General features: G+C 71.6%; 21 protein-coding genes, 2 tRNA genes and 1 pseudogene. 11 read left to right on the top strand and 13 right to left on the bottom strand.

What is annotated here, in order from left to right; all coding sequences use genetic code 11:
• The first annotated feature begins 43 nt into the window (after positions 1–43).
• The gene (locus IE142_RS03455; protein ID WP_043372606.1) at positions 44–901 is read left to right on the top strand and encodes a fumarylacetoacetate hydrolase family protein; all 858 of its coding nucleotides are present in this window, start codon (positions 44–46) and stop codon (positions 899–901) included.
• Positions 902–1,002: 101 nt separating this feature from the next.
• Here the strand turns inward: IE142_RS03455 and IE142_RS03450 are convergent, their stop codons facing one another.
• The 3 genes from IE142_RS03450 to IE142_RS03440 form a co-directional block, all read right to left on the bottom strand.
• Positions 1,003–1,878: an LLM class F420-dependent oxidoreductase gene (locus tag IE142_RS03450; protein WP_191884294.1), complete on the bottom strand. Its 876-nt coding sequence runs from the start codon at positions 1,876–1,878 to the stop codon at positions 1,003–1,005.
• A gap of 102 nt (positions 1,879–1,980) precedes the next feature.
• On the bottom strand, positions 1,981–2,463 hold the full coding sequence (locus IE142_RS03445; protein ID WP_191884293.1) for a heme-degrading domain-containing protein: 483 nt from the start codon (positions 2,461–2,463) through the stop codon (positions 1,981–1,983).
• Positions 2,460–3,539: a Gfo/Idh/MocA family oxidoreductase gene (locus tag IE142_RS03440; protein ID WP_191884292.1), complete on the bottom strand. Its 1,080-nt coding sequence runs from the start codon at positions 3,537–3,539 to the stop codon at positions 2,460–2,462. Before IE142_RS03440 ends, IE142_RS03445 begins: the two co-directional genes overlap by 4 nt.
• Positions 3,540–3,769: 230 nt before the next feature.
• Between IE142_RS03440 and IE142_RS03435 the strand changes: the two genes are divergently transcribed.
• The gene (locus tag IE142_RS03435) at positions 3,770–5,059 is read left to right on the top strand and encodes an ROK family transcriptional regulator (RefSeq protein WP_191884444.1); all 1,290 of its coding nucleotides are present in this window, start codon (positions 3,770–3,772) and stop codon (positions 5,057–5,059) included.
• A gap of 154 nt (positions 5,060–5,213) precedes the next feature.
• Here IE142_RS03435 and IE142_RS03430 read toward each other — a convergent pair whose 3' ends face one another.
• On the bottom strand, positions 5,214–6,683 hold the full coding sequence (locus tag IE142_RS03430) for a PQQ-dependent sugar dehydrogenase (protein ID WP_229830132.1): 1,470 nt from the start codon (positions 6,681–6,683) through the stop codon (positions 5,214–5,216).
• Between the two features lie 319 nt (positions 6,684–7,002).
• Between IE142_RS03430 and IE142_RS03425 the strand changes: the two genes are divergently transcribed.
• The 6 genes and pseudogenes from IE142_RS03425 (at position 7,003) to IE142_RS03405 (ending at position 11,866) form a co-directional block, all read left to right on the top strand.
• Positions 7,003–7,887 carry a hypothetical protein gene (locus IE142_RS03425; RefSeq protein WP_191884291.1) on the top strand — a complete coding sequence of 295 codons (885 nt, stop codon included), beginning with the start codon at positions 7,003–7,005 and terminating at the stop codon, positions 7,885–7,887.
• 212 nt (positions 7,888–8,099) lie between these two features.
• Positions 8,100–8,380: pseudogene (locus IE142_RS36305) on the top strand (ABC transporter permease); the annotation flags it as partial.
• Positions 8,381–8,493: 113 nt separating this feature from the next.
• A complete protein-coding gene (locus tag IE142_RS03420) occupies positions 8,494–9,273 on the top strand; it encodes an HAD-IIA family hydrolase (protein WP_043372617.1) in 780 nt (259 codons plus the stop codon).
• A 112-nt stretch (positions 9,274–9,385) separates the two neighbouring features.
• Positions 9,386–9,958, top strand: coding sequence for a hypothetical protein (locus tag IE142_RS03415; protein ID WP_191884290.1), 573 nt, complete (start codon positions 9,386–9,388; stop codon positions 9,956–9,958).
• A 2-nt stretch (positions 9,959–9,960) separates the two neighbouring features.
• Positions 9,961–10,749 (top strand): class F sortase, encoded by a 789-nt coding sequence (locus IE142_RS03410; protein ID WP_229830129.1) that lies wholly within the window; start codon positions 9,961–9,963, stop codon positions 10,747–10,749.
• A gap of 79 nt (positions 10,750–10,828) precedes the next feature.
• Positions 10,829–11,866, top strand: a complete 1,038-nt coding sequence (locus IE142_RS03405; RefSeq protein WP_191884289.1) for a glycoside hydrolase family 6 protein — start codon at positions 10,829–10,831, stop codon at positions 11,864–11,866.
• A 73-nt stretch (positions 11,867–11,939) separates the two neighbouring features.
• On the opposite strand, the gene glxA is transcribed toward IE142_RS03405, so the two are convergent.
• The 3 genes from glxA to IE142_RS03390 all read right to left on the bottom strand — a co-directional run bounded on the left by glxA (position 11,940) and on the right by IE142_RS03390 (position 16,204).
• The gene (glxA, locus tag IE142_RS03400; RefSeq protein ID WP_191884288.1) at positions 11,940–13,877 is read right to left on the bottom strand and encodes a radical copper oxidase GlxA; all 1,938 of its coding nucleotides are present in this window, start codon (positions 13,875–13,877) and stop codon (positions 11,940–11,942) included.
• A complete protein-coding gene (locus IE142_RS03395) occupies positions 13,874–15,847 on the bottom strand; it encodes a glycosyltransferase family 2 protein (RefSeq protein WP_191884287.1) in 1,974 nt (657 codons plus the stop codon). The genes glxA and IE142_RS03395 overlap by 4 nt, the downstream gene beginning before the upstream one ends.
• Positions 15,848–16,130: 283 nt before the next feature.
• A tRNA-Lys gene (locus tag IE142_RS03390) sits at positions 16,131–16,204 on the bottom strand.
• Between the two features lie 196 nt (positions 16,205–16,400).
• On the opposite strand from IE142_RS03390, the gene IE142_RS03385 reads away from it, so the two are divergent.
• The 3 genes from IE142_RS03385 (at position 16,401) to IE142_RS03375 (ending at position 19,381) form a co-directional block, all read left to right on the top strand.
• Positions 16,401–17,447: a peptidoglycan-binding protein gene (locus IE142_RS03385; RefSeq protein ID WP_191884286.1), complete on the top strand. Its 1,047-nt coding sequence runs from the start codon at positions 16,401–16,403 to the stop codon at positions 17,445–17,447.
• A 66-nt stretch (positions 17,448–17,513) separates the two neighbouring features.
• On the top strand, positions 17,514–18,668 hold the full coding sequence (locus tag IE142_RS03380) for an SPFH domain-containing protein (protein WP_191884285.1): 1,155 nt from the start codon (positions 17,514–17,516) through the stop codon (positions 18,666–18,668).
• Between the two features lie 107 nt (positions 18,669–18,775).
• Complete coding sequence (locus tag IE142_RS03375) at positions 18,776–19,381, top strand: lytic polysaccharide monooxygenase auxiliary activity family 9 protein (protein WP_191884284.1); 606 nt, start codon at positions 18,776–18,778, stop codon at positions 19,379–19,381.
• A 74-nt stretch (positions 19,382–19,455) separates the two neighbouring features.
• Here IE142_RS03375 and IE142_RS03370 read toward each other — a convergent pair.
• The 6 genes from IE142_RS03370 to ehuB all read right to left on the bottom strand — a co-directional run bounded on the left by IE142_RS03370 (position 19,456) and on the right by ehuB (position 23,671).
• Positions 19,456–19,529: transfer RNA gene (locus IE142_RS03370), tRNA-Lys, on the bottom strand.
• A gap of 101 nt (positions 19,530–19,630) precedes the next feature.
• On the bottom strand, positions 19,631–20,389 hold the full coding sequence (locus tag IE142_RS03365; protein WP_043372629.1) for an IclR family transcriptional regulator: 759 nt from the start codon (positions 20,387–20,389) through the stop codon (positions 19,631–19,633).
• Positions 20,390–20,618: 229 nt separating this feature from the next.
• Complete coding sequence (gene ehuA, locus IE142_RS03360; RefSeq protein ID WP_043372631.1) at positions 20,619–21,404, bottom strand: ectoine/hydroxyectoine ABC transporter ATP-binding protein EhuA; 786 nt, start codon at positions 21,402–21,404, stop codon at positions 20,619–20,621.
• On the bottom strand, positions 21,394–22,044 hold the full coding sequence (gene ehuD / locus IE142_RS03355) for an ectoine/hydroxyectoine ABC transporter permease subunit EhuD (RefSeq protein ID WP_191884283.1): 651 nt from the start codon (positions 22,042–22,044) through the stop codon (positions 21,394–21,396). Before ehuD ends, ehuA begins: the two co-directional genes overlap by 11 nt.
• A complete protein-coding gene (gene ehuC / locus IE142_RS03350) occupies positions 22,041–22,745 on the bottom strand; it encodes an ectoine/hydroxyectoine ABC transporter permease subunit EhuC (RefSeq protein WP_191884282.1) in 705 nt (234 codons plus the stop codon). Before ehuC ends, ehuD begins: the two co-directional genes overlap by 4 nt.
• Positions 22,742–23,671, bottom strand: a complete 930-nt coding sequence (gene ehuB / locus IE142_RS03345; RefSeq protein ID WP_191884281.1) for an ectoine/hydroxyectoine ABC transporter substrate-binding protein EhuB — start codon at positions 23,669–23,671, stop codon at positions 22,742–22,744. The genes ehuC and ehuB overlap by 4 nt, the downstream gene beginning before the upstream one ends.
• Positions 23,672–23,761 lie beyond the last annotated feature (90 nt).

Below are 23,761 nucleotides of genomic sequence, written 5' to 3'. Positions count from 1 at the left end.
CGCACTCATCGGGCGGGCTGCCCGCGATCGAGGAGTTGGGGATATGAAGCTGTTGCGAGTCGGTACGGCGGGGTCGGAGCGGCCCGCGCTGCTCGACGCCGACGGAACCCTGCGAGACCTGTCGGGCGTGGTGACGGACATCGACGGGGCGCTGCTCGCCGACGATGCCGCGCTCGGGCGGATACGGTCCGCCGCCGCGGCCGGTGAGCTGCCCGCCCTGGACGCCACCGGACTGCGCGTGGGACCGCCCGTGGGGCGCATCGGGAAGATCGTGTGCATCGGGCTCAACTACCACGACCACGCCCGGGAGACCGGGGCAGAGCCGCCCGCCGAACCCGTCGTCTTCTTCAAGGCGCCGGACACGGTGGTCGGGCCGGACGACACCGTGCTCGTACCGCGCGGCTCCGTCAAGACCGACTGGGAGGTGGAGCTCGCGGTCGTGATCGGGCGCACGGCCCGCTATCTGGAGTCGGCGGAGGAAGGGCTCGCGTGCGTCGCCGGGTACGCGGTCGCGCACGACGTGTCCGAGCGGGAGTTCCAGATCGAGCGGGGCGGGACCTGGGACAAGGGCAAGAACTGCGAGACGTTCAACCCGCTCGGGCCATGGCTGGTGACCGCCGACGAGGTGCCCGACCCGCAGCGGCTGTCGCTGCGGCTATGGGTGAACGGGGAGCTGAAGCAGGACGGGACGACGGCCGAGCAGATCTTCCCGGTGGGGGAGGTCGTGCGGTACGTCAGCCAGTTCATGGTGCTGCGTCCCGGTGACGTCATCAACACCGGGACGCCGGCGGGGGTGGCCATGGGGCAGCCCGAGCCGAAGCCGTATCTGCGGGCCGGGGACGTGGTCGAGCTGGAGATCGACGGGCTCGGGCGGCAGCGGCAGTCGCTGAAGAGCGCATAGGCGCTCCGCCGGGGGTGCGGGGGACTGCGGGGGCGTTGTCTGGTGCGGGTTGTCCGTGGTTGGTCGCGCAGTCCCCCGCGCCCCTTTCAGGGGCGTTCACCTCACGTCAGCAGTGAAGCGAGCTTGCGCCAGCCCTCCCTCGGGAGGTGGGCCATGTCGTCCTCGACCAGTTGGAGGGCGACGTGGTCCGCGCCCGCGGCGTGGAAGGCGTCTACGCGGGCGCGGATCGTGTTCTCGTCGCCCCAGGCGAAGACCGCGTCGATCAGGCGGTCGCTGCCGCCGTCGGCGACGTCGGCGTCGGTGAAGCCGAGGTTGAGGAAGTTCCTGGTGTAGTTCGGCAGCTCGAGGTACCGGCCGAGGTAGGCGCGGGCCGTCGCGCGGGCGCGGGACGGGTCGGAGTCGAGGACCACCTTGAACTCCGGGGCGAGCAGCGGACCCTCGCCGAGCCGCTCGCGGGCCTGCGCGGTGTGCTCGGGGGTGACCAGGTACGGGATCGCGCCCGCCGCCCGGTCCCGGGAGAGGTCCAGCATCTTCGGGCCCAGTGCCGCCAGTACGCGGTGACCGGCCCGCATCCCGGCCTTGTCTAGGTCGTCCAGGTAGCCGACCATCGTCGAGTACGGGCGGCTGTAGCCCTCCACCCGGGGACCGTGGCTGACGCCGAGGCCGAGCAGGAAGCGGCCGGGGTGGGCCACCTCCAGCTCGGCGAAGCCCGCCGCCGCCTCGGGGGCCCGGTGCTCCCAGACACTCTGGATGCTGGTGCCGACGACGATGCGCTCGGTCGCTTCGATCAGCGGGGCCGCGTCCCGGGCGGAGGTGTTGCCGCCCAGCCACACGGCGCCGAACCCGAGCCGCTCCAACTCGGCGACGGACTCGGCCCGTTCGCGACCGCGGACCGGGTCGGAGTCGGCGTGCAGCGCCGCGCTCCAGACGCCGTACCGTCCGACCGATTCCTTCAGAGAAGCCGTCGCGTCGTTCATCGGTTGCGATCCCTCCGGTGGGGCGTTGTGATCGTCCTTCGTGCGTACACCGCGTGCCAACCGGAGGGACCGCTGAGTGATTCCCGGAGTCCGCCGTACGGGCTATTCGCCCAGGAAACGCTCCAGCGCCTCCACCACGAGCCGGTGGTCCTCCACCTGCGGCAGCCCGGACACCGTCACCGCGCCGACCACGCCGACGTCGGCCACGGTGATCGGGAAGGAGCCGCCGTGCGCCGCGTACGTGTCCGGATCGAGGCGCGAGGACTCCTCGAACGTCGTGCCCTTGGCCCGGAAACGGGAGCCGACGAGGTACGACGCGGAGCCGTACCGCTCCACCACCCGGCGCTTGCGGGCGATCCAGGCGTCGTTGTCGGGGGTCGAGCCGGGCAGGGCCGCGTGGAAGAGCTGCTGGCCGGCGCGGTGGATGTCGACGGCGACCGGCGCCCCGCGCTCCCGGGCCAGCTCCACCAGGAGGGAGCCCAGTGCCCACGCGTCGTCGTTGGTGAACCGGCGGAAGACCAGGCGGCGTTCCTGCGCCTCCAGTTCGTCCACCGTCGGGACGGACGTCTCGGGGGAGGGGCTCACAGGGTCACCACCAGTCCGTCGCGGGCGGACTCGCGGGCCGCCTCCAGTACATCCAGGGCGGCCGCCGCCTCGCGGACGCCGACCGGGTTCGGGCCGCCTTCGCGCAGGGCCTTCGCCACCGCCGCGTAGTACGCGGGGTAGTCGCCCGCGACGGTCGCCTCCACGTGACCGCCGCCGGTCGTCGGGGACTCCCCGGCGCCCACCCGGCCCCACAGGGACTCGTCCTCCTCGCCCCAGCCGGGGCCGGGCCGCTTGCCCTCGCGCAGCGCCGCCTCCTGCGGGTCCAGGCCGTGCTTCACGTAGCCGGCCTTCGAGCCCAGGACGCGGAAGCGCGGGCCGAGCTGGGCGGCGGTGGAGGAGACGTAGAGGTGGGAGCGGACGCCGTTCGCGTGCGTGATCGCGATGAACGTGTCGTCGTCCGCCTCCGCGCCCGCGCGCCGCACGACCGACTCGGCGTACACGTGCGTGGCCGGGCCGAACAGGACGAGGGCCTGGTCGACCACGTGGCTGCCGAGGTCGTAGAGGAGACCTCCGATCTCTGCCGGGTCGCCGGACTCGCGCCAGCCGCCCTTCGGCTTCGGCCGCCAGCGCTCGAAGCGGGACTCGAAGCGCCATACGTCGCCCAGCGCGTCCTCGGCGAGCAGTTTGCGGAGGGTCAGGAAGTCGTTGTCCCAGCGGCGGTTCTGGAAGACGGAGAGGAGCAGGCCGCGCTCCTCGGCCAGCGCCGCCAGCTCACGCGCCTCGGCGGCGGTGCCCGCGACCGGCTTGTCCACCACGACCGGCAGACCGGCCTCCAGGGCCCGCTTCGCGAGCGGTACGTGCGTCCTGTTCGGGGAGGCTATGACGACGAGGTCCAGCTCCGCGGCCCGGGCGAACAGCTCGTCGGGGCCGGCGACGGTACGCACGTCCGGGAACTCCGCGCGGGCCTGCTGCTGCCGGTCGGGGTTCGAGGTGACCACCGTGTCCAGCGCCAGGCCCTCGGTGGCGCCGATCAGCGGGGCGTGGAAGACGGAGCCCGCGAGTCCGTAGCCGATGAGGCCGACGCGCAGGGGGCTGCCGGGAGGGTTACCAGTCATGCGTCCCACTTTCGCAACGGTGTTGCCAAAGTGCAAGCGCCGGGGACAATGGGGGCGTGAACAGGACCGACGGCAGAGGTACGGGGACGGGTACTGCGGGCGTGGGGCGAGGGCCGGGCCCGGGTGCGGGGTCGGGCGTGCCGGTCGAGGGCGTGCGGGCGGGTTCGGGCTCGGGCTCGGGTGTGCGGTCCGGTCCGGGTGCGGGCGCGGTCCCCGCGGCGGGCGGCGGGATGCGGGGTGCGGCGGGCGGCGCCAACCTGCTCGCCCTGCGCAGCCACAACACCGCGCTGGTGCTCGACCTGCTGCGCACCGCCGGTGCCGGGGGGATCAGCCGGCTGGAACTCGCCGAGCGGACCGGGCTCACCCCGCAGGCGGTCAGCAAGATCACCGCCCGGCTCCGTGAGGACGGCCTCGCCGCCGAGGCCGGACGCCGTGCGTCGACGGGAGGCAAGCCGCGTACGGTACTGCGCCTGGTCCCGGAGGCGGGCCACGCGCTCGGCGTGCACCTGGACCGGGACGAGCTGCGGGCGGTGCTGGTCGACCTAGACGGTGCCGTGGTGGGTGAGCGGCGTTCCGCGCTGGATCTGGGGGCGGGCGCGGAGGCCGTGGTGGAGGCAGTGGCGCGGGCGGCCCGGGAGCTGGTCGCGGACACCTTGCGGCCGTCTGAGGGCGCCGTGGGAGCGCTGGGCGGCGCCCCGGAGCCGTCGGGCGGCGCTCCGGGCCGGTCGGAGGGCGCCTCGCCGTCGCCGGGCGGCACCTCGGGCCGGTCGGAGGGCACCCCGCCGTCGCCGGACGACACCCCGCACCGCCCGGACGGCCCCCCGCCACCGCCGGACCGCGCGTTCGCCGCCGTCCCCGGTTTCCTCGGCCTCGGTGTCGCCCTCCCGGGGCCGCTCGACCACGTCCGGGGCGTGCTGCACCGGGTCACCGGCTTCCCGGAGTGGGACGGGTTCCCGTTGCGGGACGCGCTGGCGCGGCGGCTCGGCGTGCCGGTCGTCGTGGACAAGGACACCAACGCGGCGGCGCTCGGCCTCGCCGTCGGCGGAGAGGACGGCTCCTTCGCCTACCTGCACCTCGGTACGGGACTGGGTGCCGGCCTCGTGATCGGCGGGGGCGTGCACCGGGGCGCCCGGACCGGCGCCGGCGAGTTCGGGCACCAGGTCATCCAGCTGGACGGGCCGCCCTGCACCTGCGGCGCCCGCGGCTGCATAGAGGCCCTGTGCCTCGGTGCCGTCGCCCGCGGCGATCTGGCCGGGGCGGCCAGGGTGCTGGGCGCGGGCGCCGCCAACCTCGCCGGGCTGCTGGACATCGACCTGGTCCTGCTCGGCGGCCGTACCGTCGCCGCCGCCCCCGAGGCGTTCGTCCACGGGGTCGGCGCCGTCCTCGACGCCCGCGCCCGTCGCGAGGGCGGTCACGACGGCGCCGTGCCGGTGCGACTCGCGCCCGGCGGGACACGCGGGGTGGCGGAGGGAGCGGCCCAGCTGCTGCTCGCGCCGCTGTTCGGGCGAGGGGACGCGTGAGGGGGCGGCCCCCGCGCGCCCGGCACCAACGGCGGGGCGCGTAACGAGGGGCGGCCCCCGCGCGCCCGGCCGACGGGCGTCCCGCGTCTGCCGCCGGTGCCGCCGCCGGTGCCGTCCCGCCCACGGCGCCGCCCCCGCGGCTCCCCGGCGTCGCTCAGCGGCCCACCGCGCACGCGTCCCCGTTCAGCGTGAACCGCGGCGGCGGTGACGCGTCACCGGTGTGCTCGGTGAGATAGCCCAGCGTGACGCTCGCGCCCGGCGCGATCGTCGCGTTGTGCGGGGCGTTGGCCGCCGAGATCGTGTTGCTTCCCTGGGTCAGCTCCGTGTTCCAGTCGGACACGACGGTCTGACCGAGGGGCAGCGGGAACGCGAGCGTCCACCCGCGCACCGGGGTGTCGCCCGTGTTGGTGACCGTGAGGTCGACCGTCGTGCCGGTGCCCCAGGCGGTCACCGTCCGGTCCACCCGGCAGACCGGCTCCTCCCGCGTGAACGACACCCGGTGCAGGCCGCCCGGCAGGTCGTTGACCACGTAGAACTCCCCGTCGACGGTCGTGCCGACCGACGTCACCTGGGTGGGCATCTCCCCGATCTCGGCCTGCTCGTAGCCGCCCCTGCCGTCCGGGCGCAGCGCCCAGACGGTGGACGAGCAGTAGTCGGTGGCGATGTAGACCCCGCCGACCAGGTCGGCGTACTCGCGGCCCCGGTAGACGTGGCCCCCGATGACCGAGCAGCCGCCGGTGTACGGGGAGTAGGTGAAGACCGGCTCGGTGTACTGCCCGCCGGACGCGCAGTCGCCGCCCTCGAACCTCTCCAGGCCCTCGTAGCAGGACCAGCCGAGGTTCAGTCCGCCCTGCCCGGCGGGGAGGTGGTCGATCTCCTCCCAGCGGCCCTGGCCGACGTCGCCGATCCACATCGACCCGTCGGCGCCGTCGAAGGAGAAGCGCCACGGGTTGCGCAGGCCGTACAGCCAGATCTCCGCGCGGGCGCCGGGGGTGTCGACGAAGGGGTTGTCGCCGGGGACGCAGTAGGCGAGCGGGGCGCAGGCGCGGCTCACGTCGATGCGCATGATCTTGCCTAGGAGGGTGTCCAGTCGCTGCCCGGAGCGGAAGGGGTCCCCGGAGCCGCCGCCGTCGCCGATGCTCCAGTACAGGTTGCCGTCGGGGCCGAACGCGAGCTGGCCGCCGTTGTGGTTGCTGTACTCGGCGTGCGGCTGGGAGAGCAGCGGTTCCAGACGGGACTCGTCGAGCCGGTAGCGGGCGAGGGTGACGGCGCCGTCGGGCAGCGCCGTGTACGCCAGGTACAGGGCCCGGCTGTCGGCGAAGTCGGGCGGGACGGCGATGCCGAGGAGGCCGCGCTCGTTGCCCGACTCGTCCACGGACGCGGTGATGTCGAGCAGCGGGGCCGGGGCCAGGCCGGTGTCCGGGTGGTAGACGCGGACCCGGCCGGGCTTCTCGGTGATGAACAGCCGGTCCGTGCCGTCGTCCGGGGCGACGAGGGCGGTGGGGCGGCGCAGGCCGGAGGCGACCTGGGTGGTGGTCGCCTCGAGCGACGGCAGGGGGACGGGGGTCGGCTCCGCGGCCGCGGCGGGCGAGGGGGCGAGCGTGGCCAGCAGGAGAGCCGGCACGAGCAGGAGGAGGGCGCTCAGGAGACGTGCCGGACGGCGACCTCTCCTCGGATGGCCATGTATATGACAATTACGGATTTCCGTAGTGTCCATTCCAGTCCCTTCAGTAGTGTGGGAGCGCTCCCGCTCCTTCAGGCTGGGGCCCGCCGAGGAGAGCGGCAACGCGCGAACGCGCCACTTTCGCGCCGTCCGGCGCGAAAGTGCACGGTCGGTCCGCCGGTCGCCGCCCGCCGATCGGGGGGTGTCCGTCCGCCGTCCGGGCGTCGTGGCCCGAATGGCGGTGCCCGAAGCCGGGATCCACCGGCACGCTCATGTGTTCATGCGACTGTTCACGCCCGCGTCCCCCCGCCTGACGGCGGCAGCCGCCCTCCTCGCCGCCTCCGTGTCGGCCGCCCCCGTGTCGGCCGCTCCCGCGTACGCGGACCCCGGCGCGCCGCTGCCCGCCTGCACGGCCCCCGACGACCACACCTTCCCCCTCACCACCCGCCTCCACGGCGGTCCCGCCGCCTACGAGGCCGGCGGCGGCTACGGCACCTGGTACCTGGACCTCACCAACACCACGTCCCGCAGCTGCGAGGGCATCCACCCGGTCGTCGTCCTCGTCGACGAGAAGCGCGCGCTGGAACCGTCGCAGCCCCTCCTGGAGTTCTACGACGGGGACCGGCCGCACCCCGTGGAGCTGGAGGCCACCGACCGGGACGAGCTGATCGGCGCGTTCGGCGAAGGCGCCGGCGAAGACGCGGTCGACGACTTCCCCGGCTTCACGGTCGGCCCCGGCAAGACCCTCACCGTCAAGGTGCGGCTCGCGCTGGCCTCGGACGCCGAGGCCAACGAGGTCACCGCCAACGCCGCCGTCGTCCAGCGTCGCGGGGGCGACGGCGAGTGGATCGGCCAGTCGAACGACTACCGCTTCCGCATCCGCAACGACGACTCGACCGACGCGCCGAACGAAACCGACGCCCCGGACGCCGACCCGAGCGCCGAGCCGTCCACCGGGCAGACCACCGGCCCCGCCACCGGCCACAGCACCGGCCCCGCCACCCCCACCGCCGCCACCACCCCGGACGACCGGAGCACCGGCCTGCCCTCCGCCGACGAACTCGCCGGCACGGGACCGGGCAGGGCGGCCGCGACCCTGGCCGCCACCGTCCTGCTGGTCGTCGCCGGCGGCGCGGCCGTACTGCTGGCCCGCCGACGCCGCTGACCACCGCCCGCCCGCCCGCCGACGCCACCGCCCTGCGCCGCCCCCACCCGGGGCACCCGAAGCCCCGTCACGGCAGCTTCCCGGGTGCCGGCGCCACGCACGGGCCCCGGCATCCAAGCCACCCGTGACCGCCCGCCGCCCCGTCACCCCCCGACTGCGAACATCCCTCCGTGGACTACCCCGAGGACCAGTACCCGGGCGCCCCCGTCCGCCTCGCCCTCGCGGCCGGCACCTGGGCCGCGCTCGCCGCGGCGGCGCTGAAGCAGTGGCACCGCAGGGTGCTGGACGCCCTGTTCGTGCTCACCCGCTGGATCGTGATCATCGCCCGCTCCGTCCTGGTCACCGCCTTCGCCTACCGAGCCGGTGTCCGCGGCGATCACCGCCTCGACCCGGCCACGAACAGGCCGCCGTCTCCCTCGGCGCCTCCCCGGCGTACGTGCTGTGGCGGGTCGGGCTGCCGCCGCTGCTGCCGTCCCGTACACCGATGCCTGGAAGGGAACCACCGGAAGCTGAGAAGGACCGGAAGCCGAGACGGCCGTTCCCACAAGATCCCGCTCTGTTTAGGCTGGGGCGCACGCCGGACCACGCAGGCAGGAGATCCCGGACATGGCAAACCGCAAGCCCATCGAGTCGTGGCTCACCGACATGGACGGGGTCCTCATCCACGAGGGTGTGCCGATCCCCGGCGCCGACGCCTTCCTCAAGAAGCTCCGTGAGTCCGGCAAACCCTTCCTGGTACTCACCAACAACTCCATCTACACCCCGCGCGACCTGCACGCCCGGCTGCGCCGCATGGGCCTGGAGGTGCCGATCGAGTCGATCTGGACCTCGGCGCTGGCCACCGCCAAGTTCCTGGACGACCAGCGGCCCGGCGGCTCGGCGTACGTCATCGGCGAGGCGGGCCTGACCACCGCCCTGCACGACATCGGCTACATCCTCACCGACCACGACCCCGACTACGTGGTCCTCGGCGAGACCCGCACGTACTCCTTCGAGGCCATGACGAAGGCGGTCCGGCTGATCAACGCGGGTGCCCGCTTCATCTGCACCAACCCCGACGAGACCGGCCCCTCCACCGAGGGGCCGCTCCCGGCGACCGGCGCGGTGGCGGCGCTGATCACCAAGGCGACCGGCAAGCAGCCGTACTTCGCGGGCAAGCCCAACCCGCTGATGATGCGCACCGGCCTCAACGCGATCGGTGCCCACTCCGAGACCAGCGCGATGATCGGTGACCGCATGGACACCGACGTGCTGGCCGGCATCGAGGCCGGGATGCAGACCTTCCTCGTCCTCACCGGCCTGACCCGGCCGGAGCAGGTGGATGCCTTCCCGTACCGGCCGTCCAAGGTGGTCGACTCGATCGCGGACCTCGTCGAACGGGTCTGAGCCGCCTCAAACGCGCCGTTCCTCGGTATAACCCGTTCGGAGCACGCCGGCCCCCGCGCAGGATGCGGGGGCCGGTCCCGCGGGGGAGTCTCCAGGTAACTGGAGGTACACGATGGGCTCACTGAAAGTCACTCTCTGCGCCGGAGCGGCGGCGGCCGCGGTGCTCGCCCCGATCGCACCGCTCGCCTCGGCCGCACCCGCCGCCCACCCGGCGGACGGAGGGGGCGTCTCGGTGTCACCGTCCTCCCCGGCGCCCGGCAGCGACGTGAGGCTCCGCGTGCCCGACTGCACCGAGAAGACGGCCGTCGCCGTGTCGGCGGCGTTCGTCTCCGACGCGAAGCTCTCCCCGTCGAGCTCCGACGGCGCCCTCGTCGGGGCCGGCACGGTCCGCTCCACCATGGAGGCCGGCGCGTACGTCGTGCGGGTCGAGTGCGGCCAGGACGCGCGCGAGGGCACCGTCACCGTCGCCGAGCGACAGCGGCCGGCGGCACCCGCCTCGCCCGTCGCCCCCGTCGACGCGGGCGGCGGCGGCACCGCACGGCTCGCCGCCTCCGACACCCGCGACGAGGTCCGGCCCGAGCCCCCCGGCACGGCGCACACCGTGACCGGCCTGGTGCTCGCGGGCATCGCCGCCGTCGCCGTCGCGCTGCGCGGTGTCCGCAGCCGGAGCCGCGGGACGGACTGACCATGTCCGAACGGAACGGACCCACCACGCCCGAACGAGACGGACCGACCACGTCCGAGCGACACGGTCCGACCACGTGTGAAGGGAACGGGCCGACCACGCCCGAACAGGACCGGCAGCGCCCCGTCGGCCCCATCGGTCCCGTCACCCCCGGCGGCCGCCTGGTGACCGGCATCGCCTGGACGGTGCTGCTGCTCGGGCTGTGGCTGTGGGGCCGCGAGGCCACCGACGTGCGCGAGGGCATATCCGTGCCGACCACCGGCGACATGGCGGCCGCCGGCCGACCGCCCGACATACCGCTGCCGCCCGCCCACGAGCCCCTCGGCGACGCCCTGCCGCAGCGCCTGGACATCCCCGAACTCGACATCCGGGCCCCGGTCCTCGCCAGCGGCCTCGACACCAAGGGCGCCATCGAACCACCGCCCTTCGACCGCCCCGGCTCCGTCGGCTGGTACGCCGACGGCGTGACGCCGGGAGCGGCCGGGACCGCGCTCCTGGTGGGCCACGTCGACACCGAGACCCGGCCCGCCGTCTTCTACGAGGTCAGCACCCTGGAACCCGGCGAGACGATCCGCGTGGTCCGCGAGGACGCCGAGGTCGCCGAGTTCACCGTCGACGACGTCCAGGTCCTCACCCGCGACGGCTTCGACGCCCAGCAGGCCTACGGCCCGCGCGACACCGGCCGCGCCGAACTCCGCCTGATCACCTGCGGCGGCACCTTCGACCCCGCCACGGGCGGCTACACGGCCAACGTGGTCGTCTCGGCGTACCTCACGGGGACGGGCGGCTAGCCCGTTTTCCGGACCCACGCGGGTGCCGGAGGCGTATGTCAGGATTGAGCCTCGGAAACAGTGCACCCAGGGGGGTTGGATGTACGGCAGCAGGGGGGCCGGAACGATGTCCACGAGGCGGGCGTCCGCGGTGGTGCTGGGGGCGGCGCTGCTGCTCGCGGGCTGCTCCTCGTCGGGTGACGGGGACGACGAGGGCAAGGACAAGGCCAAGGACGCGGGGGCCGGCATCACGCAGCAGCCGAAGGAGGCGGACCCGTTCTGGGTCAACCCGGACGGCAACGCGGCCAAGCAGCTGGCGGCCCTGGAGAAGTCCGACAAGAAGGACCAGGCCGAGCAGATCCGCAAGATCGCCCAGCAGCCGACCGGCGAGTGGATCAGCCCCGAGAACCCCGAGGAGCAGGCCCGGGGCTTCACCGAAGCCGCCGACGAGGCGGGCCGCACCGCGCTCCTCGTCCTCTACAACATCCCGCACCGCGACTGCGGCCAGTACTCGGGTGGTGGCGCCGCCGACGGCAACGCCTACCGCGACTTCATCGACGGCGTCGCCAAGGGCATCGGCGACCGTTCCGCGACGGTCATCCTGGAGCCGGACGCGGTGCTCCACCTGGTGGACGGCTGCACCCCGGAGCAGTACCACGAGGAGCGCTACGACCTCCTCAAGGGCGCCATCGCCAAGCTCTCCGCGCTGAAGAACACCAAGGTCTACCTCGACGCGGGCAACGCCGGCTGGGGCCACCCCGACCAGATCTTCGAGCCGCTGAAGTGGGCGGGCATAGACCAGGCCGACGGCTTCTCGGTCAACGTCTCGAACTTCTACACCACCGAGGACTCCATCGCCTACGGCAAGCAGCTCTCGGCCAAGGTCGGCGGCAAGCGCTTCGTCATCGACACCAGCCGCAACGGCAACGGCCCCTACACCGAGGGCGACCCGGGCGAACGCTGGTGCAACCCGCCGGGCCGGGCTCTCGGCGAGACCCCGACCACGAAGACCGCCGACCCCCTGGTCGACGCCTACCTGTGGGTCAAGCGCCCGGGGGAGTCGGACGGCGAGTGCAAGGGCGGCCCGAAGGCCGGCGAGTGGTGGCCGGAGTACGCCCTGAAGCTGGCGCAAGGATGAGAAACCCAGGGGCGCGGGGACTGCGTGACAAGCCACAGCGCTCCCGCACCCCTGGTCGCCACCTGCGCGAGCGCTACGGCACGTGCACCCACTCCGCCTTGGAAGGCGTGCCCTCCCCGTCAGTCACGAACATCATGTACCACCCCGACTGAACCAGGTTCTTGTTCTCGGGAACCGTCACCGTCAACTGGTCCCCGTCGGCCTCGAAGTCCAGCGCGATCGACCGCTGGTCGACATCCGTGACGTGCGTCGACGCGCTCGGCCGGATCAGCCGCACCTTCTTGACCGACTCCGCCGCCCGTGAGGTGAACGTGCCCGACTCACCCCGCTCGATGGTCTGCGGCCCGCCCGACAGGTCCGGCCGCGAGTCCCGGTACAGGTACGGCGGCGTGTAGATCTCGATGCGCTGCTCGAACTTGCCCGGCTTGGTGTTCGCCTTGTCGGCGTAGAGCGAGTCCGACCCGAAGAACATCAGGCGCCCGTCGGGCAGCAGGATGGAACCGGAGTGGTAGTTGCGGCCCACCAGCGGATCGGCGACGCGCTCGAACTCGTTCGTCTCCGGGTGGTACAGCCGGGCCTGGAGGATGTTCGAGTCGCTGCGGCCCCGGTAGTCCTCCGAGCCGCCGGAGACCAGCACGCTGTCGTCGGGCAGGACCGAGGCCTGCGGATAGCGCGTGCCCTTCTCCAGCGACGGCCCGTCCACGAACTTCGGGTCGTCGGCCTTGAGGTCCGCGATCCGGGTCTTCTCGCTGGACAGCTTGGACTCGCCGACCCCGCCGCCGCCGATCACCATGTACTTCTCGTCCTGCGCCGGCGGCAGCAGCACCGTGTTGGCGGTCTCCAGCATGTTGGCGTCGCTCATACCGGGGACCTCGGTGAACTTGTTGGTCTCCACGTCCCAGATGCCCGGGTCGCGGCCCACGTCGTCCGGGCCGTAGCCGGCGTTCGCACCCGAGTAGAAGATCTTGCCGTTCTGCATGAGGAACAGCGCCGGGTACGTCGGGAACTGGCGCTCCTCCTCGGTGTACGTCCACTTCCTGGTCTTCGGGTCGTAGATCTCGTTCTTGCCCGGCACGATCTGGCCGATGTCGTCGAGGCCGGAGACGCTGAGGATCTTGCCGTCGCTCAGCGTGGTGAGCGTCGGGTACCAGCGGGCCTCGTGCATCGGGTCGACCTTGATGTACTTCTCGGCGACCGGGTCGAACTCGAACGCGTCCCGGATGCCCTGGAAGTCCTTCTTGTCGAGGGCGAGCTTCTCGGCGATCCCGTACGTGTTGCGCGCGTCGTCGCCCGACAGGCCCTGGACGGTGTAGTTGTCCTGGGTGCCGGTGGCGTACTTCTGGCCGCTCTTCGCCGCCTCGACGTAGATCCGGCCGAGGCCGGGGTCGTTGCGCAGGAACTGCCCGGTCTCCTTGTCGAAGACCTTCTCGGCGCGCGGCACCAGCACCGGGTCCTTGGAGACGAAGGTCTTGCCGTTCTCCTTGCCGGTGAACTCGGTACCCGCCGGGAGGGTGATCGGCTTGTCCGGGTTCTCGTTGTGGACGATCATCAGGCCGCCGGCCTTGGTGACGTCACCCTTGAGCTTCTCGTACCGCTTGGTGCCGCCCGCGATCAGCAGATTGCCGTTGGCGAGCTGGGTGTGGCCGGTGCAGAACAGGTCGGTGGGCGTCGGCACCTTCTTGATGGTCCCCTTGACCGGGTCCCAGATCCGGGTGTCGTACTGCTTGGCGTCGAAGTTGTCCTGGTTGTTGCCCGACCCCGCGACGAGCAGCACCTTGCCGGTGCGCAGCAGCGCCGCGTGGATGGTGTTCTGCCGGTACTCCTCGGGGAACTCGACGATCTCCCACTTGCCGTTGGCGGCCTTGTACTCCGGTTGATTGATCTTGTACTGGTGGTATTTCTCGGTTCCGAAGCGGTAGAGCCACGGCCCGTTCATCCCGGCCAGCGCGACTACCACCGCCGTGCCTATCGCGAAGCGACGGGCCCGGCGGCGGCCGGCACGGTCCTTCATTCCTTACGTCCCCCAAGTCCACCAAGGGCGATCTGCATGGTCTGGTCGTTGCCCCCGTCGGAGGGGGCTGCCCAGCTGGGCTTCTGCTGCGGCGCGTGCGGCGCGTACGACTGCTCCGGCGCCGACTGCTGCGGCGGAACCCGGGGCTCGGGCTCCGCCGCCACGACCGGCGGTTGCTTCTTCGTCTTTCGCAGTTCATGGCGCCACGCGAACATCGGCGACGCGGTGATCAGCAGCGCGAACGTCGCCCAGATGATCATCGCAGGGTGCGAGTGGCCGAAGACGAGACCGGCGGCGATCGAGGCGCCGAAGATCACGATGAAGTACCAGTGGTACCGGAAGGTCCCGAACCACGTGTCCGGGCTGGCCGAGTCGCCCTTCGGGGTCACCACGAACTTGCTCTTGCGGCGCAGCACCGAGTCGATGAGTGCCTTCGCGTACAGGGGCGCCGACAGCGCGGACATCACCATGCCGGCCACACCGCCGGAGCCCTCCGGCTCGTGCGGGGAGACGTTGTGGCGGCGGTTCCAGACGTACAGGCCGATCTGCAGGGCGGAGGCGTTGCCGTAGAGCATCAGCCAGACCGTCGGGTCGATGTTGACACCCGAGGCGCCGGCGCCGAGGAACAGCGCGCAGCTGAGTGCGGCCAGGATCCAGTTCAGGGCCGACATCGGGTAGAAGATGATCATCATCGTGTAGTTGAAGAGCTTGCTCGGCGGCAGCGAGTACCAGCCCTTCCAGTACTGCTTGAGGATCGTCTCGTACGTCCCTCGCGACCAGCGCATCTGCTGGGTGAAGAAGTCCGTCCAGGCGTTCGGGCCCTCGCCGACCGCGAGCACGTCCGGGGTGTAGACCGAGCGCCACTTGCGGCCGGTGGCCGGGTTCTTGTGGCGGTGGATCTCGAAGCCGGTCGCCATGTCCTCGGTGATCGAGTCGTACAGACCGCCGATCTGCTTGAGCGCCTTGATGCGCACCGCGTTCGACGTGCCCACGAACATGGGGGAGCCGTAGCGGTTGCCCGCGCGCTGGATCAGGGCGTGGAAGAGGAACTGCTGCGACTCGGCGGCCTTGGTGATCGGGTTGTCGTAGTTGCCGTAGACCTGCGGGCCGATGACGAAGCCGACGTCCGGGTCGCGGAAGAAGCCGAGCATCCGCTCCAGGTAGTTCGGCAGCGGCACGTGGTCGGTGTCGACGGAGGCGAAGAAGTCGTAGTCGTCGCCGTGCGCGTCCAGCCAGGCGTTGTAGTTGCCGTGCTTGGTCTTGGCGCGGTGCGGACCCTTGGGCATGTTCCACTTGGCGACGCCCTTGCGGGAGAAGTGGTGCACGCCGAGACGCTCGCAGACCGCCTTCACCTCGGGGTCGTCGCCCTCGTCGAGGAGCCAGACGTGCATCAGACCGCGGTGGCGGATCTTGACGGCCGCCTCCAGGGTCTTCGTCACCATCTCCAGCGGCTCCTTGCCGGGCACGAAGGAGGTGAGGAAGGCGACCCGGGTGCCGGTCTCGGGCACCACCGGGACCGGGTCCCGGGCGACCAGGGTCGCGTGCGCGTTCGACAGCACGTTCAGGCAGCGGAACAACTCGATCAGGCCGATCGACACGAGCATCACGATGTCGAGCGTCGGCAGCCAGTCGAAGGCCGGGTAGTCGCGCTCGGTCCAGTGCGTGGGCTGGAGCAGCCAGACCAGCAGCACGACCGACAGCAGCGGGGCGGCGGCCAGCATCAGGGCGACCCGGATGCGGTGCGGCTCCTGCGAGATCAGCGAGCGGTACTGGACCTTGTACGGCTTGTTCGGGTCGGGCTGGGTGAGGGGGCCCGCGAGCCGGCTGTAGTGCTCGTAGTCGTACCTCGGCAGGGTCTTCCTGATCCGGCGGAACGAGCCGGTGTTCCAGGTCCGGTGCGCAGGCACTCTGAGCTGCGTGGTCTGGGACGGGTCGTGGTCCTGCCCGGCGCCCGTCGGCGTCGACGTCATGAGTCATCCCCCCACACGCGAGTCACGCGTGTTTCGTCGCTTCCGTCGTCCGCTCGGGTCCCCCTCGACCTTCACGGACGTAACAGTGGTGGGTTACTGTCACCACGGCATCCACACCTTATATAGACATGGGACAGCGACCCCCCGGTTGCATGATGCCCCCCTCGGCATCCTTCCCCCCAACCGGACCAGGGTTCTACGGTGTTCGCCATGATCGCAAGACACCCGTCGGCCGGGCACGCCGAAGGCCCCCCGTGTGCTACGGGGGGCCTTCGGCCGTCTGTGCGCCGCCAGGGACTCGAACCCCGGACCCGCTGATTAAGAGTCAGCTGCTCTAACCAACTGAGCTAGCGGCGCCTGCTGACCTGCACAACTCTACCCGATACCGGCCGGTGCTCCGGACCGCGCCGAAAGGCCCGGCGCGAGCGCCCGGGCGCCGTGTACATCATTCGGACCGTCAGCATGCGCGTGTGCGGGACAGTTGAGAAACTGTCCGGCATGTACCGAACTGTGCCGTCGCGGAGTTTTTCGCCGGGAGTGTGAGGGGAATCGCATGGAGGCTGCTCCCGTGTTCGAGGAATTCGATCCCCCGGGCGACTGCGACTGTGCCGGCTGCCGCCACTGGCGCCGCGTCCTGCCGCATTCCCGCACCGGCCGCGCCGGCGCCCACCCGGCGGCCCGTCGTGCGCTGCTCGTGGCCACCGCCGCGGCCTCCGCGCTCGGCGCGGGCGGTGTCGCGGCGGTCCCGGCCGCCGCCCACGCGGTTCACCGGCCAAGCGTCGCGGCCGTCGACGTGCCCGACACCCCGCAGGGGCCGAGGGCCCAACTGCACGGTTCGGCCGGCCCGCCGGCGATGCCCCCCGCCGGTACGCCGCTGGCCGGGATCACCCGTACGGAGATCATCGAACGGGCCCAGACCTGGGTCACCGCGAAGGTGCCCTACGGCATGACCTCCTACTGGTCCGACGGTTACCGGCAGGACTGCTCGGGCTATGTCTCGATGGCCTGGAAACTGCCCACGAACGAATGGACCGGCAGCCTCGGCACCTTCGCCGACCGCATCACCAAGGAGGAACTCCAGCCCGGCGACATCCTGCTCTTCCACAACGCGGCCGACCCCCAGGCCGGGTCCCACGTGGTGATCTTCGGCGGCTGGACGGACGGCACGCGCACCTCCTACCTCGCCTACGAGCAGATCCCGCCGCACACCCGCAAGCAGTCCACGCCCTACGCCTACTGGAGCGATTCGGCGAAGTACCTGCCCTACCGCTACAAGGGCGTCACCGCGACCACGGCCGCCACCGGCACGCGGGAGCCGGCCCCCGCACCCGGCGCCGCCCCGGCCCCCGCTTCGCACGGGGTGGCCGGCTACCCCGGACGGGCGATGTTCCGGCCGGGCGCGGACAACCCGTACGTCACCCGGCTCGGCCGGCAGCTGGTGAGGAAGGGATTCGGCACCCACTACACGACCGGACCGGGGCCGCGCTGGGGCGAGGCGGACCGGCGGGGCGTCGAGGCCTTCCAGCGCGCCCAGGGCTGGCGCGGCGGGGCGGCGGACGGCTATCCGGGCCCGGAGACCTGGCGGCGGCTCTTCTCCTGACCGTCCGCCCGGCGATCACCCGTTCACGACGTTCATGACGCATCTGGCGCGGAGGCTGGAGCACGCATGAGTACGACCTCTTCCACGAACCCGGACACCATGCCGCCGGCCCCCCAGGGGCCCCCGGAGCCGGGCGGACGGGCGGAGACCGGTCACCGGTCCGCCCGCCTCATCCACAACGAGGCCACCACCGAGATCCCCGTCCACCTGCTCTTCCGCGACGACCCGGATCCGTCGCCGGTGCCGCTGGGGCCCGCGGTCGTCGCGCGCCGGCAGGGCATGGGCGAGCAGCCCCGCGCGCGGCGCCCGGTCGCCGCGCGCACGGTGCCGCCGGTACGGATCGACCCGGAGCTGACGGAACATGCGGCGCGGGTGCTGCCCGGCGCCGCGGGCGTGGTCGCCGGTGCGTGCGGCGCGGCGGGCTGCGCGCTCACCTCCTGGTGGGCCGGGCTCGTACCGCCGCTCGCGGCCGAGGCGCTGGGGCTGCCGGCGTACGCCGGTGCCGGACTCGGGCCCGCGCAGTGGGCGGTGTACGCGGCCGCCGGGGCGCTGGGGCTGTTCGGCTTCGGCGGGCTGGCCCGGGGCCGCACCGGGCGGGCCTGGGTGCTCGGCCTGTTCGGCCGCTACCGGGGCACCGTCCGGCGCACCGGCCTGATGTGGGTCAACCCGCTGCTGCTGCGCCGCCGGGTGGACGTACGGCTGCGGCACTGGCGCAGCGAGCCGATGCCCGCGGCCGACGGCAACGGGGTCGCCCTGAGGGCGGTGACGCTGGTGGTGTGGCGGGTGCGGGACACCGCGAAGGCCACGCTGGGCGTCGAGGACCACGAGGCGTACCTGCGCGAGTGCGTCGAGGCGGCGCTGGCCCGGGTGCCGGTGGAACCGCTCGGCACGGTCCGCAGCTCGGCCGACGTGGCGGGCGAGACGCTGACCCGGCTGGTGGCGGCGGACGCGGCGCCGGTCGGCCTGGAGGTGTTTTCGGTGCGGCCGGTCCGGGTGGAGTACGCCCCCGATGTCGCCGCCGCCATGCACCGGCGCCGGATCGCCGCGCTGGACGCCGCGCAGCGGGCCAGCGCGCTCACCTCGGTCGTGGACTCGGTGGAGGACACGGTGACCCGGCTGACCATGCGCGGGCTGGTCGAACTCGACGACTACGAGCGCAAGGTGCTGGTGAAGGACCTGACGGTGGCGTTCTGCGCGGGGCGTGGGGAGGCGGGGTGCTGACCCGTTCCTCGATTGGTATGGACATGTTCAACTAACGGCAATAACCTGAAACTTGGTCTAGACCTGCACGGCTCACTGAACCTCCCCACGTCACAGGAGCATTCAGCATGCGCACAAGGACCAAGTTGTATGCCGCCGCCCTGGGCATGGCGACCACCGGAGCCCTCGTGCTCTCGTCCGGCGGCGCCAGCGGCCACGGCTACACCGACCTGCCGGTCAGCCGGCAGAAGCTCTGCCAGAACGGCGGGGTCAGCAACTGCGGCGCCATCCAGTGGGAGCCGCAGAGCGTCGAGGGGCCCAAGGGCTTCCCGGCGGCGGGACCGGCCGACGGCCGGATCTGTTCCGCGGGCAACACCGGGTTCGCCCAGCTGGACAGCCCGAAGACGCCGAACGGACAGGCCTGGCCGACCACCAAGGTGAACGGCGGGCAGAGCTACACCTTCCGCTGGCAGTTCACCGCCCGGCACGCCACGACCGACTTCCGGTACTACGTCACCAAGCCGGGCTGGAACCAGAACCACAACCTGTCCCGGTCCGACCTCAACCTCACGCCGTTCTTCACGGTGCCCTACGGCGGCAAGCAGCCCCCGGCCACGCTCTCCCACACCGGCACGCTGCCGTCCGGGCTGAGCGGGCACCACGTGATCCTCGCGGTGTGGACGGTCGCCGACACGGGCAACGCGTTCTACGCGTGCTCGGACGTGACCTTCTGAGACGGAAGCCTCTGAACGGAAGCCTCTGAACGAGCGGAGGGCCCCCTCGCCTGTGCGAGGGGGCCCTCTTGCTGTGCGCCGCCAGGGACTCGAACCCCGGACCCGCTGATTAAGAGTCAGCTGCTCTAACCAACTGAGCTAGCGGCGCATGACTCCCGCCTTCCGCTTCCCGCGGTCGGCGACGACGAAAATACTACCCGGTCCTCGGGTGTGCTCGTGACCACCGGTGCGGGAGCCCGGAGCCGGCGTCTAGATCGCCAGCGACAGCAGGACCGGCGCCGCGTTCCGGTTCAGCTCGTCCGCGGCCCGGCGCAGCCGGTGGGCGTGCTCGACCGGAAGGGACAGGGCCAGGCAGCCCACGGCCGAACCGGCCGTGATCGGGACGGCCGCGCAGACCGTGCCCACCGCGTACTCCTGGAGGTCCAGCACGGGCACGGTGGGCGGCTGGGACTCCAGCCGGGACAGCAGCAGCTTGTCGCTGGTGATGGTGCGCGAGGTCAGGCGGGCCATCTTGTGCCGGGCGAGGTGGTCGCGGCGGCCCGCGTGGTCCAGCTGGGTCAGCAGGCTCTTGCCGACCGCGGTGGCGTGCGCCGAGACCCGGAAGTCCACCCACTCGTTCACCTTGGGCGTGGCCGGGCTGTCGGCGTACTGGGTGACGCTGACCTCGCCGTCCACGTACCGGCTGATGTAGACGGCGGCACCCACCGAGTCGCGCAGCCGGTCCAGGGTGCGCTGGAGCTTCTCGCGCAGCGCCTCCTCACGGCCGTGGGTCGAGCCCAGACGGGCCAGTGCCTCTCCGGTGACGTACACGCCGTCGGCGGTCTGCTCGACGTAGCCCTCACGGCGCAGCATGCGCAGGAGCGGGGTCAGTCGCTCCCGGTCCAGGCCGGTGTGCCGGGCGATTCCGGTGTCGGTGACTCCGGTGGAGTGCCGTGCCACGGTCTCCAGGGCGCGCAGGGCGTCCTGGGCCGAGTGGTGCGGCGCGGTCGGCTTGTGCTGCAGCGCCACGGTGGTCTCCCCCTGCGCTTCGCTGATAGGCCCCTGCCCCTGCCCCTGCCTGTGCCCCCCCGACCGGACAGCGGATGCCTTTCACGATAACCGTCAAAAGGGGCCGTGTGGCGGGGTGTTGACGAACTTCCGGAGCCCTGGGCTGGGCGCTGACCCGCTGGCATATGCCAAAGGCACGCCCCAGCGCCACGACCTCGGGCGATGGGGCGTGCCTGCGTGCCGTCGGGGGTCACAGCACCGCGCTGAGGAATTCCCGCGTCCGGTCGTGCTCCGGCTCGCTGAAGATCTTCTCCGGCGGACCGGCCTCGATGACCCGGCCCGAGTCGAACATCAGGACCTGGTCCGAGATGTCCCGCGCGAAGTTCATCTCGTGGGTGACGCAGAGCATGGTGATGTCCGTGGTGCGGGCGATGTCCCGCAGCAGGTCGAGGACGCCCGCGACCAGCTCCGGGTCCAGGGCCGAGGTCACCTCGTCGAGGAGGAGCACCTTGGGCCGCATCGCCAGCGCCCGGGCGATCGCCACGCGCTGTTGCTGGCCGCCGGAGAGCTGGGCCGGACGGGCGTCGCACTTGTCGGCCAGGCCCACCATGTCGAGCAGGCCCTCGGCCCGCTCGACCGCCTCGTCCTTGGACATCCCGAGCACCGTGACCGGCGCCTCGGTGATGTTGCGCAGCACGCTCATGTTCGGGAACAGGTTGAACTGCTGGAACACCATCCCGATCTGTTTGCGGGCCTCGCGGCGCTCCTTCTCGGTCGCCGGGAAGAGCTTCTGCCCGTCCACGGTGATCGTGCCCTCGTCGGGCTTGAGCAGCGTCATCAGCAGCCTGAGGATCGTCGTCTTGCCCGACCCGGAGGGGCCGATCAGGGTGACGTGCTTGCCGGCGTCGACGGAGAAGTCGAGGTGGTCGAGGACGGTGTTGTCCCCGAACCGCTTGGTGACCTGTTCCAGGCGTATCAGCTCGCCGGAGCTGCGCTCGGGGCTCTTCTCGGGATTGGGGAGGGTGTCAGTGGGCAAGGCGTCGCTCCAGGGCTCGCAGGGCAAGGGAGGCCAGGTAGGAGATGACGATGAAGGCCACGCCGATCACCGTCAGGGGCTCGGTGAACTGGAAGTTCTGCTGCGAGAACAGCCGCGCCTCGCCGAGCATCTCCAGCACCGTGATCGCCATCAGCAGCGGCGTGTCCTTCAGCATGGAGATCACGTAGTTGCCGAGGGCGGGCACCACACGGCGGATCGCCTGCGGCAGGATCACCGCGGTCCATGTCCGCCCCATCGGCAGGTTCAGCGCCGTCGCGGCCTCCCACTGGCCGACCGGCACCGCCTCGATGCCGGCCCGGTAGACCTGCATCGTGTACGTCGAGTAGTGCAGCCCGATGGCGAGCACACCGGTGGTGAGCGCCGAAGCGGTCACACCCCACTCGGGCAGCACGTAGAAGAGGAAGAACAGCTGCACCAGCAGCGGGGTGTTGCGCACGAACTCGGTGACGACCCCGACGGGCCAGGTCACGAAGCGGGACGGCACCCGCATCAGCAGCGCCCACGCCAGTCCGAGGACGAACGAGACCAGCGACCCCAGGACCAGGATCTGCAGGGTGACCAGCAGACCGTCCCAGAAGTGCGGCATGAAGCCGGAGACCGCGCTCCAGTCCCACTTCATCGGACACCCCCCAACCCGGCAGGCTCAGGAGCGGCGGCCTCGCGCTTCGGGGCCGCCTTCCCCACGCCCGCCTTCAGCTTCTTCTCCAGACCGCGCATCACCCGCGTCAGCAGGAACGCGATCACGAAGTAGATGAGCAGGATGTACGTGTAGATCTCCGCGCTTTCCTGCAGCGCGAGACGCACCAGGTTGCCGCTGAAGGCCAGGTCGCCCATGCCCATGATCGACACCAGGGCGGTGCCCTTGAGCAACTCGATCAGCAGGTTGGAGAAGGGCGGGATCATCTCCGGCACGGCCTGCGGCAGCAGGATCAGCTTCATCCGCTGCCAGGGCGTGAAGCTGAGGGCGATGCCCCCCTCCTTCTGCGCCGGGTCGACCGCGGCGAGCGCACCGCGCACGATCTCGGAGCCGTACGCCCCGTAGGTCAGGCCCAGCGCCAGCGTGCCCGCCCACATCGGCACCAGCTGCCAGCCGAAGGCCGGGGGCAGCACGAAGAACACCCAGAAGATCATCACCAGTGCCGAGGTGCCGCGGAACACCTCGGTGTAGAAGCCCGCCAGGAAGCGGACGATCCACAGTCGGTGGGTGCGGCCGACGCCGACCACGAAGGACACGGCGATGGCCAGCAGCGCGCTGAAGAACAGCAGCTGGACGGTGACCCAGACGCCCTGCAGTACGAGTTCCCACAGTCCCGAGGTCATCCGCCGCAGAGCTCCTTCGCGGTCAGATCGGTCATCTCGTTCTCGGTGAAACCGAAGGGTTTGAGAATGCGCAGCAGTTCGCCGCTCTTCTTGAGCTTCTGCAGCTCGACGTTGAAGGCGTCACGCAGGTTGGTCTCGTTGGGCCGGAAGGCGAAGCCGCCGCCGTCGACGTGCGGTTCGCCGTCGATGATCGGCGCGAACGCCTCGGTCACCTCGGCCTTGTCGGACTTCTTCACCACCTCGCGGGTGGTCAGGGCCGTGCCCGCGAAGACGTCCACGCGCCCGGACTCGACGGCGTTGAGTCCGGCCACCTGGTCGGGGACGATCAGGATGTCGTCCTCCTTGTACCCGTGCTCCACCGCGTAGGCGATCTCGGCGTAGCCGGTGCCGGTCGCGAACTTGGCCTTCTTCTTGACGACGTCCTCGTAGTCGTGCAGCCCCATCGGATTGCCCTTGCGTACGATGAACGCGTCGAGCATCTGGTAGTCGGGGTCGGAGAAGATGACCTGCTGGCAGCGGTCGGGGTTGATGTACATCCCGGCCGCCACCACGTCGAACTGCTGCGACGCCAGACCCGGGATGAGGGAGCCGAACTCCGTCGGCACCGGCTGCACGCGGTCCACTCCGAGCCGCTTGAAGATGACCTTCGCCAGCTCCGGCGCCTCGCCCGTCAGCTCACCGTTCTTGTCGATGTACCCGAAGGGGATCTCGCCGGCGATGCCGAGCCGGGCCACGCCCTGGGCCTTGAGCCGGTCGAGGAGATCGCCGCCTTCCACGCCGGACCCGGCGGCCACCCGGGAGCAGCCGGCCGCCCCCAGTGCGCCGAGCGCCGCGACCCCCGCGAGCAGCGACCGGCGAGTGGGCCCGGCTGTCCTGGTCCTTTGGTCGGATATGCCCCATGGAGGGGTTCTGTGTGGTGGAGCCATGGGCGCGCAGCTACCCGAAGCCGGTCGGGTTATGCCGATCGTTTTCAGTCCGATACCTCCGCCCTGCGCCCTTGACCGGGGGCCCCGGGG

Origin of the sequence: Streptomyces mutabilis (assembly GCF_014649815.1) — a bacterium.
Classification (GTDB): Bacteria; Actinomycetota; Actinomycetes; order Streptomycetales; family Streptomycetaceae; genus Streptomyces; species Streptomyces mutabilis.
The sequence above is the reverse complement of the archived record's forward strand: the minus strand, read 5'-3'. Positions and strand labels throughout refer to the sequence as shown.